We start from the raw sequence: 8,400 nt of genomic DNA, 5'->3' as shown, positions 1-8,400 counted from the left end.
TTTCCCTTTTGGGGTAAGACGGGGAAGGATAGGCTGCGGCTATTGCCACATGATGCTTTAACCTATTACTTGCTTACAGTAACGTTTATACCGCCCCTACGGGCGCACTTGGTTTAATCCAAAATCTCGTTTTACCGCTGCCGGAGCCGCCCACAATGAGCACATTTTTATTGCGCGCCGTTTTGGGGTCTTTGGGGCGGCTGGACATGGTGAGGCGCTCGGTTTGGGTCAGAATGACGTTATTTTCAAACTTGGGGTCTACATACGGCTCAATATCTTTGGCATTGCCCCAACGAGCCGACCCATACTCGCTGCCGTGGCGGTATTTTTTAGCATTTTTGCTTCTAAGATACACAGCAAGCCGCAGGCCAGCACCGCAGAACAGGCCAACGCATAAATCCAGCGGGTGGAAGCTGGGAATGATTCGGCCCAGAGCATCCGGCAGTACCGACATGAGGGACATCATCTTCTGGGAAAAGTCAGCCCCTGCTGCCAGCCTCCAGGCATAGCCCAGATTGGTGGCAAACAGGCCCATCAGGACATAGGGCAGGTTTAAGAGGATTAGGCGCTTTGTGTTCTGATTCACCGGTCGCCACGCTCCTGTTTCTTTTCTTTCATCTTGCTGGGGATAAGTTCGGCTGCCAGAGCCTTCAGCTCTCTGAGCTGTTTCAGCACGCTGGGGCGCTTCTGCTTTTTGACCAGCTTTGCGGAATATTCCTTGAAGGCGGCGGTCAGGGAGTCCGTATCCCGAGCTTTGAAGAATACCAGATACTTGGGCGGGTCGGCGTGGTTTTTGGTGATGGCGTAGTCCACGCCATACTTATCCAGAATCCGTTTGAAGTCCCGGATGCCAGTTTTCTCGATCTCGATGTTGGTCGCCCCCTGGTCCTGCCGCAAAAGCTGCTTGACGCTCTGGCGGCCAAGGGGCTTTGCGTGAGCTTTCTGCGCCCGCCACTGGAAGAACTTACGGGCTGCCGAGATGATCGTCCGGCCAGTGAGCTTGGTAGTGCTGATGGCAAAGTTGATTGTTCTGTTCTCTACATCTTCCTGCATGAGTATCCGCCTCCTTTCCCGCCTGCATCAGAGCCGCGACGAAAATACCGAACCATGTTCCCGCCGCAAAAATTGCCAGTCCCACCCACATGGTCAGTCCAGGCAGATGCCGGTGAAGCTCGTTCCATCCGCAACCAGGGCGGTATCATGCTGGGCCAAAAACTCTGCGATTCGGCAGATGTCTTCCAGTTTCAGAGAGGTGATGGCCCCCTCGTTGTCGATGCGGAAAAAGATCACCGTCCCGGTGAGATAATTCCTGCCGGGCAAGTGAATGACCTGCGCCGGGCAGTAGCTCATCATGAGGGGCTCGCCCGGCAGGGCGTAGAGCATATCGCTCTCCTCAAAGCAGGGCAGATAGTCGGGCGCGTCTTCCAACCGGATGACCGACAGAGGCAGGTCAGGGCCGGCGGCTGCCAGATAAATGCGCCGTTCCGGCTCAGGAGCCGGGACGGCTTTCTGCTCGAGAAGTGCATCCAGCTTCTTTTCGATGTCGCAGACCTTCGCGTAGATCTGCTGCGCGGGGGTAAGATTTTTGTTGTTCATAGGCATTCCTCCAAATTTTTGTGTTGTGTTTTGTTTACTCTGCCAGCTGGTCAGCGTTCCTGGCTGCGCTGGCGCTTCTTTTGCCACTGTTCCAGCAGCTTGATGATGGTGTCCTCCATCTGTTTGGGCGTATAGGATCTCGGGAAGTATTTCCGCAGCACGTCGTTCTTGATGGTCACGCGGTCCTGCTCGGCTTTCTTTTCCTCACCCATGATGTCGAAAATGGCGTCATAGCTGCACTTGCCCTCCTGGCTCAGCTTCTTGATGCGCTGGGCTTGGGACAGGGAAGGGGCGTTCTGGGTGTCCTGCATGGCCTCTAAAAAATCCCGCTGTTCCGAGTCTGCCAAATAAGACAGCTCCACAGCGGGATTGAAGGATACTTTCTTTTGGTCCACCAGGTCCAGGAGTTCGGGAATCAGGTGCGTGAGGCGAATAAACCTTTTGACTTGAGACTTACTGTCATCACTGTCCAAAGCTACTTTTTCTGCGGCTGTCAACTTCGGCCCAAGTTGGGCCGAAGTTAAATCCGACCTAGCACCTTGATTTTTTATAGCTTCCAGCTTCATTTTGTAGGCAAAGGCCCGTTCGCTGGGCAGGATGCTCTCGCGCTGCAAATTGCTGTCCACCATGTTGATGATGGCCTGGTTATCGTCCATGTCGCGGACAATGACAGGCAGGGTTGTCAGCCCTGCCAACTCCGCCGCATGCTGCCGCCGGTGCCCTGAAATGATTTCGTATCCTCCTTCCTCCCGCGGCCGGACAATGAGCGGGGCCAATACGCCAAACTGGGCCACGCTCTCCACTGTCCGCTGCATGGCTTCATCGTCCAGCACTTTGAAGGGGTGGTTCTTGAAAGGGTGCAGGTCCGCGATGGGGATTTGCTGGATTTGCTCGGTCTGGCGGCTCTCTTCGGTTGAAAAAATGTCATCGTAACTGGTCAAGCTGATGTTTGCGCCGTTTTTCGGAATTGTGCATCACCTCCTTCGTCAGTGCCCGGTAGGCTTCCGCCACTTTCCCCTTGGGGTCGTGGGCAAAGATGCTTTTGCCCTCGGCGCTGGTTTCCGCTGCCCGCACCGACCGGGGTATTCCCTGTTCAAAAACCTTGATTTTGCCGCCATAAGCCTGCCGAATCAGTGTGTCAATCTCCTTTCCGTAATTGGTTCGGCTGTCGGTCATGGTCATGAGGATGCCCTCAATCCGCAATCGCGGGTTGATTTGCCGCCGCACCCGGTTGATGGTCTGCAGCAGCTGCTCCAGGCCCTTGGCGGGCAAATATTGTGCCTGCACCGGGATAAGGGCACTATCTGCTGCGGCCAAAGCGTTAATCGTAAGCATTCCAAGGCTGGGGGTGCAGTCCAGCAGGATGAAGTCATACGAGCGTTTCACGCCATCCAGCGCCTGTTTCAAGACCTTTTCCCGGCTCATGGCGTTGACCAGTGACACTTCCATCCCCGCCAGCTCAATGCTGGACGGGATCAGGTCAACACCTTCTGCATGATGGAGGATTCCTTCTCCCGGCTGGATGGGTTTATCTTCCAGGACCTTCTTCATGAGGTCGGAAAGTGTCACATCCAATTCATCCGGCCTGGGCCAGCCCATGCTGATGGTAAGCGAACTTTGCGGGTCTACGTCCACCACGCATACCTTTTTGCCCTCCATTGCCAGGCCGATACCCAGATTTTCGCAGGTCGTGGTCTTGCCGGTGCCGCCTTTCTGGTTGGTTATGGCGATCACAGTTGCTTTTTGGGCCAAATTCATCATCCCCCTTTGTGCCGGCTAAGCCGGTTACTTTGTGTTCATGTCATGCTGTACCCGGGCTGCATAGGAGCTGTGCATGGTCATGGGTGCATTGTACAGCGCGGCCAGCAGATACTGCCGCATATTCCGCACCTGGGTGGTGTTCTCCTTGAGGCAGCCCAGGACAAACCGAATATGGTCGCTGTCCAGCTTCATGAGCTGGCTTTTCACTACTTCGGCGGGCTTATCGTCTCCAGCAATGCGGATCAGCTTCCGGCGGCTGCACACGGTATCCACCAGAAGCTCCAGCATCTCCCGCAGCATATCTTCATCGTCGGGATTGGCTGCAATCAGAGAATCGACGTTGAGCTGCTTTGAAAAATAATCCTGATACACAGTGCGGTCGTCTTTCCCTTCGCATTCCATTCCGGCGGCCACGCCGTCTGCTTCGCCAGAAAGGAAAGGATCAGTCTTGTTCTTGTCAGTATTATTCTTATCAGTCTTATTACGTCGTGATTTTAACGGCTCTGGAGTCGTGGTTTTCACGGCTCTTGAATCGTGATTTTCACGATTCTTGATACGTGATTCTGAAGGGTCAGAGACAAAGTTCTTCACATAGATGAGGCTGGGTTTGCCAAGGCCGCGTCGCTTGCGCTCAATAAGACCGACGCCTTCCAGCTCCCGCAGGAGCTTGCTCGCCTTGTTGTCGGCACAGTAGAGCGCATCCATGACTTCCTCCACTGTGAAGATGATGTACACCCGGCCGGCATCGTCCAGCCAATCATTCCGGGCAGAAAGGCTCATCCGGTCCAGCAGGAGGCCATAGAGGATTTTCGCCTCGGCGGAGATGCTGCGGAACCGCGCATCTGTAAAAAGGACCTTGGGCAGACGGTAGAACGAAAACAGGTCGGCTTGTCCGCCGTAAAAGTAATCCAGCATAATCAATCACCTTTCTTTACACCAACTGAAAAAGCGTGCCCCAGATGAGACACAATCTCCTCCAAGGCACGCTTTTCATCCAATTTTCAAAGCTTCCTTATGCACTTTTTGTCCATATTTTAGAGCATCTTCAATCCCCTTCTAAAAGTCAATTTTTTTGAAAAATTTTCAACAAATTAAGGCGATTACACGTTATTTTTTGAGGTTGGTTTATTGTGTGTTACCTGGCCCGAGCAGGCGCTGCGGGCCAACATCCACTGCCAGATTTCTCTGGCCCTCAACCGCATCTACACCGAGTGGTACCCCAGCCGCGGCTACAACTTCAACATCACCAACTCCACCAGCTACGACCAGTACTACGTCCACGGCCGGACCGTCTTTGACGTGATGGTCAACCTGACCGACGACATTTTCAACACCTATGTCCGCAAGGTGGGCACCGTCAACCCCTACTACACCGAGTACTGCGACGGCAAGAGCGTCTCCTGCCCCGGCCTCAAGCAGTGGGGCACCGTCACCCTGGCCGAGCAGGGCCGCAACGCCCTCAGCATCCTGAAGTACTACTACGGCAGCAACATCGAGGTGGTCCGCACCTCCAACATCGCCTCCATCCCCGAGAGCTATCCCGGCAGCCCGGTGCGCCGGGGCGACCGCGGCCCCAGCGTCTTTACCCTGCAGCGTCAGCTCAACCGCATCACCAAGGACTACCCCTTCCTGGGACTTCTGAACGTGGACGGCATCTTCGGCAGCCAGATGGAGGCCACCGTCAAGCGGTTCCAGCAGCAGTTCAACCTGAGCGCCGACGGCGTGGTGGGCCGCCAGACCTGGTACAAGATCAGCTATATTTATGTGGCCGTCAAGGATCTGGCCGAGCTGACCAGCGAGGGCGAAACCGTCTCGGGCGTCCTGTCGGACGGCACCTGGGGCGGCACCACCCTCCGCACCGGCTCCACCGGCGGCGCAGTGGAACAGGTCCAGTTCTGGCTCAACATCATCAGCCAGTACGTCTCCTCCATTCCGTCGGTGACGGTGGACGGCGTCTATGGCGCCGGCACCGCCGCCGCAGTGCGGGCCTTCCAGCAGCGGTACGGCCTGACGGTGGACGGCGTGGTGGGCGAAACCACCTGGAACGCCATCTATGCCCAGTTCCGCAGCATCCAGGTGGACAACGGCATCCCCAACGCCTACCCGGGCGTTCCCCTGCGGGAAGGTGACACCGGCCAGAATGTCCGCCTGATTCAGTTCTGGATGAAGATCGCCCGCACCGTCTACACCGGCCTGAACAACCCCAGCGTGGACGGCATCTTTGGCCCCAGCACCCGCCGGGCGGTGGAAACCTTCCAGCGGTACTTCGGCCTGACCGACGACGGCGTGGTGGGCCGCACCACCTGGAACAAGATGCGGGAGGTCTACACCGACATCGCCAACGACCTGCTGTCCTCCAGCCTGCGGCCCGGCGAGTTCCCCGGTACCCTGCGCCGCGGTTCCAGCGGGCGGGCGGTCCGGGAGCTGCAGTACTACCTCTATCTGATGCACTCCTATGACTCCAGCATCCCCTCGGTGACCATCGACGGCCAGTTCGGCGCCAGCACCGAGGCCGCCGTCCGGGCCTTCCAGCGGGTATTCGGCCTGACGGTGGACGGCGTGGTGGGCCGCGCCACCTGGGACACCCTGTACGCCCAGGTCAACCGGCTGCGCCTGTCGGGCCCGGTGGTCTCCCTGACCCGGATGGATTATCCCGGCACGCCGCTGACGGTGGGGTCCTCCGGCAATGCGGTGCTCTACTACACCACCATGCTGGCCCGCATCGCCTACTACTACGACGATGTCACCAGCCCGGGTATTCTGGAGACCTACACCGACGAGCTGGCCGAGGACACCCGCAGCCTGCAGGCTCTGCTGGGCCTGCCCGAGACCGGCATTGTGGATGCTGACACCTGGTCTGCCGCCGAGGCCCTGAGCCTGGACCTGATGACCAACGCCATCAGCATCGGCGCCATCCAGCAGGAGACCGGCGCCATTGAGGGGGACTGAGCCATGGCACGCCTACTGATTTACGACGAATACTCCAACCGCATCTACACCTATCCCAAGATCAACGAAAACGACCCCATGCCCTACAGCACCGAGAGCACCCTCAAGGTGCGGGAATTCCGCGGGGAGTCGGGCAGCCCCACCCTCTGGACCACCACCGCGGCCATGGAGGCCTGGAACCTGACCCGCCGCCGGTACGGCAAGGGCATTTATGTGGGCTATGCCTTCCGGCGGATCTGGGAGGGCGGCCACGGCACCCGCAGCCAGCACTACGCCGGCGTGGCCTTTGACGTGGGCCAGAACACCACCAGCGCCAACCGCGCCGAAATCCACAATGCCGCCCTCCGCACCGGCGCCTGGGGCTATGTGGAACCCCTCTCCCAGACCCCCACCTGGGTTCACTTTGACCGCCGGTACGGCCTGCCCGCCTGCACCAGTTCCGGCACGGGCTACCCCACCCTCCGGCGGGGCAGCCGGGGCTGCTATGTGATGATCCTGCAGGATGCCCTGTCCACCCTGGGTTACTCCACCGGCGCCCAGATCGACGGCATTTTCGGCACCATGACCGAAAACGCCCTGCGGGGCTATCAGCGCCGCAACTGGCTGACGGTGGACGGCGTCTGCGGCTGCAGCACCTGGACCAGGATCACCACCGCCGTCCTGGGGGTGGGCCGCACCGCCTCCACCATCGACTAAGGCGGTTGCATTGGATGGCAAAACGTGCTAAAATGGTCAAAACCTAAAGCGGTATAGAAAAAGGAGAGGGAAAAGGATGGAATTTTCAAAGCGGATGAAGCTGTTCGGCGACGAAATCTTCGCAGCGCTGAACGAGAAAAAGGTGGCCCTGGAGGCCGAGGGCCGGACGATCTACAACCTGAGCGTCGGCACCCCCGACTTTGCCCCTGCGCCCCACATCCAGCAGGCTCTGCTGGACGCCGCCCGGGACCCCGAGAACTGGAAGTACAGCCTGCGGGATCTGCCTGAGATGCTGGAGGCGGTCTGCGCCTACTACAAGCGGCGGTTTGGTGTGGAGATCACCCCCGACCAGGTGGCCAGCTGCAACGGCAGCCAGGAGGGCTGCGGCCACATCGGGATGGCCCTGTGCGACGAGGGGGACACCGTCCTGCTGCCCAACCCCTGCTACCCCGTCTTTATCGCCGGGGCAAAGCTGGCCGGGGCCGAGCCCTACTACTATCCCCTGGTGAAGGAACACGGCTTCCTGCCCTATGTGGCCGACATCCCCGAGGACGTCGCCCGTCGGGCCAAGTATATGATCGTATCCCTGCCGGCCAACCCGGTGGGCAGCGTGGGCAACCCCGCCCTTTACGAGGAGCTGGTGGCCTTCGCCAAGAAATACGACATCCTCATCATCCACGACAACGCCTACAGCGACATCATCTTTGACGGGGCCGAGGGCCACAGCTTCTTCAACACCCCCGGCGCCATGGATGTGGGCGTGGAGTTCTTCAGCCTGTCCAAGAGCTTTGACGTCACCGGCGCCCGGATCAGCTTCCTGGTGGGCCGGCCCGACGTGGTGGCGGCCTTCCGCCGCCTGCGGGGCCAGATTGATTTCGGCATGTTCCTGCCCATCCAGAAGGCAGCCATCGCCGCTCTGACCGGTCCCCTGGACATGGTCAAGGACCAGTGCGCCGTCTATCAGCAGCGCCGGGACGCCCTCTGCGGCGGCCTGCGGTCCATTGGCTGGAACGTCCCCGACAGCCACGGCAGCATGTTTGTCTGGGCTCCCATCCCCGAACGGTACGCCACCAGCATGGATTTCTGCATGGATCTGGTGGAAAAGAGCGGCGTCCTGTGCACCCCTGGCTCCAGCTTTGGGCCTCTGGGCGAGGGCTATGTCCGCTTTGCCCTGACCATGCCCGCTGAGCGGATCGCCGAGGCGGTGGCCGCCATCCGGGACAGCGGCATCCTGAACTAAATCCATCCAAAACAGCGCCAGCCGGCAAGGGAGCAACCCTGCCGGCTGGTTTTTTGTATAACGAAAACCACTCGCTAGGCGAGTGGTTCGAAAAAAGACTTATGTCGATGATGATGACAGAAAAACTCCCTTTGCTTAAAATGGAAGTGCGGTCTGCC

General features: G+C 58.8%; 8 protein-coding genes and 1 pseudogene. 3 read left to right on the top strand and 6 right to left on the bottom strand.

Annotated features, from left to right (window positions below; all coding sequences use genetic code 11):
* Positions 1 to 109 precede the first annotated feature (109 nt).
* From B5F27_RS15255 to B5F27_RS15230, 6 genes and pseudogenes are all read right to left on the bottom strand, one after another.
* Positions 110 to 535, bottom strand: a pseudogene (locus B5F27_RS15255) (type IV secretory system conjugative DNA transfer family protein); the annotation flags it as partial.
* A 47-nt stretch (positions 536 to 582) separates the two neighbouring features.
* Positions 583 to 1,053, bottom strand: a complete 471-nt coding sequence (locus B5F27_RS15250; RefSeq protein ID WP_087368934.1) for a PcfB family protein — start codon at positions 1,051 to 1,053, stop codon at positions 583 to 585.
* A 93-nt stretch (positions 1,054 to 1,146) separates the two neighbouring features.
* The gene (locus B5F27_RS15245) at positions 1,147 to 1,596 is read right to left on the bottom strand and encodes a hypothetical protein (RefSeq protein WP_087368933.1); all 450 of its coding nucleotides are present in this window, start codon (positions 1,594 to 1,596) and stop codon (positions 1,147 to 1,149) included.
* A gap of 50 nt (positions 1,597 to 1,646) precedes the next feature.
* Positions 1,647 to 2,564, bottom strand: coding sequence for a ParB/RepB/Spo0J family partition protein (locus B5F27_RS15240; protein ID WP_087368932.1), 918 nt, complete (start codon positions 2,562 to 2,564; stop codon positions 1,647 to 1,649).
* Positions 2,521 to 3,354 carry a ParA family protein gene (locus tag B5F27_RS15235; RefSeq protein ID WP_087368935.1) on the bottom strand — a complete coding sequence of 278 codons (834 nt, stop codon included), beginning with the start codon at positions 3,352 to 3,354 and terminating at the stop codon, positions 2,521 to 2,523. Before B5F27_RS15235 ends, B5F27_RS15240 begins: the two co-directional genes overlap by 44 nt.
* A gap of 27 nt (positions 3,355 to 3,381) precedes the next feature.
* Entirely contained in the window at positions 3,382 to 4,272 is an 891-nt protein-coding gene (locus B5F27_RS15230) for a DUF6017 domain-containing protein (protein WP_087368931.1), read from the bottom strand.
* A 213-nt stretch (positions 4,273 to 4,485) separates the two neighbouring features.
* Between B5F27_RS15230 and B5F27_RS15225 the strand changes: the two genes are divergently transcribed.
* The 3 genes from B5F27_RS15225 (at position 4,486) to B5F27_RS15215 (ending at position 8,242) form a co-directional block, all read left to right on the top strand.
* Positions 4,486 to 6,306 carry a peptidoglycan-binding protein gene (locus B5F27_RS15225; protein ID WP_087368930.1) on the top strand — a complete coding sequence of 607 codons (1,821 nt, stop codon included), beginning with the start codon at positions 4,486 to 4,488 and terminating at the stop codon, positions 6,304 to 6,306.
* A gap of 3 nt (positions 6,307 to 6,309) precedes the next feature.
* Entirely contained in the window at positions 6,310 to 7,002 is a 693-nt protein-coding gene (locus tag B5F27_RS15220; RefSeq protein ID WP_087368929.1) for a peptidoglycan-binding domain-containing protein, read from the top strand.
* A 76-nt stretch (positions 7,003 to 7,078) separates the two neighbouring features.
* Positions 7,079 to 8,242 carry an aminotransferase class I/II-fold pyridoxal phosphate-dependent enzyme gene (locus B5F27_RS15215; protein WP_087245456.1) on the top strand — a complete coding sequence of 388 codons (1,164 nt, stop codon included), beginning with the start codon at positions 7,079 to 7,081 and terminating at the stop codon, positions 8,240 to 8,242.
* The last annotated feature ends 158 nt before the right edge of the window (positions 8,243 to 8,400 follow it).

This window comes from Faecalibacterium sp. An192, from assembly GCF_002160175.1.
GTDB lineage: Bacteria > Bacillota > Clostridia > Oscillospirales > Ruminococcaceae > Faecalibacterium.
The sequence above is the reverse complement of the archived record's forward strand: the minus strand, read 5'-3'. Positions and strand labels throughout refer to the sequence as shown.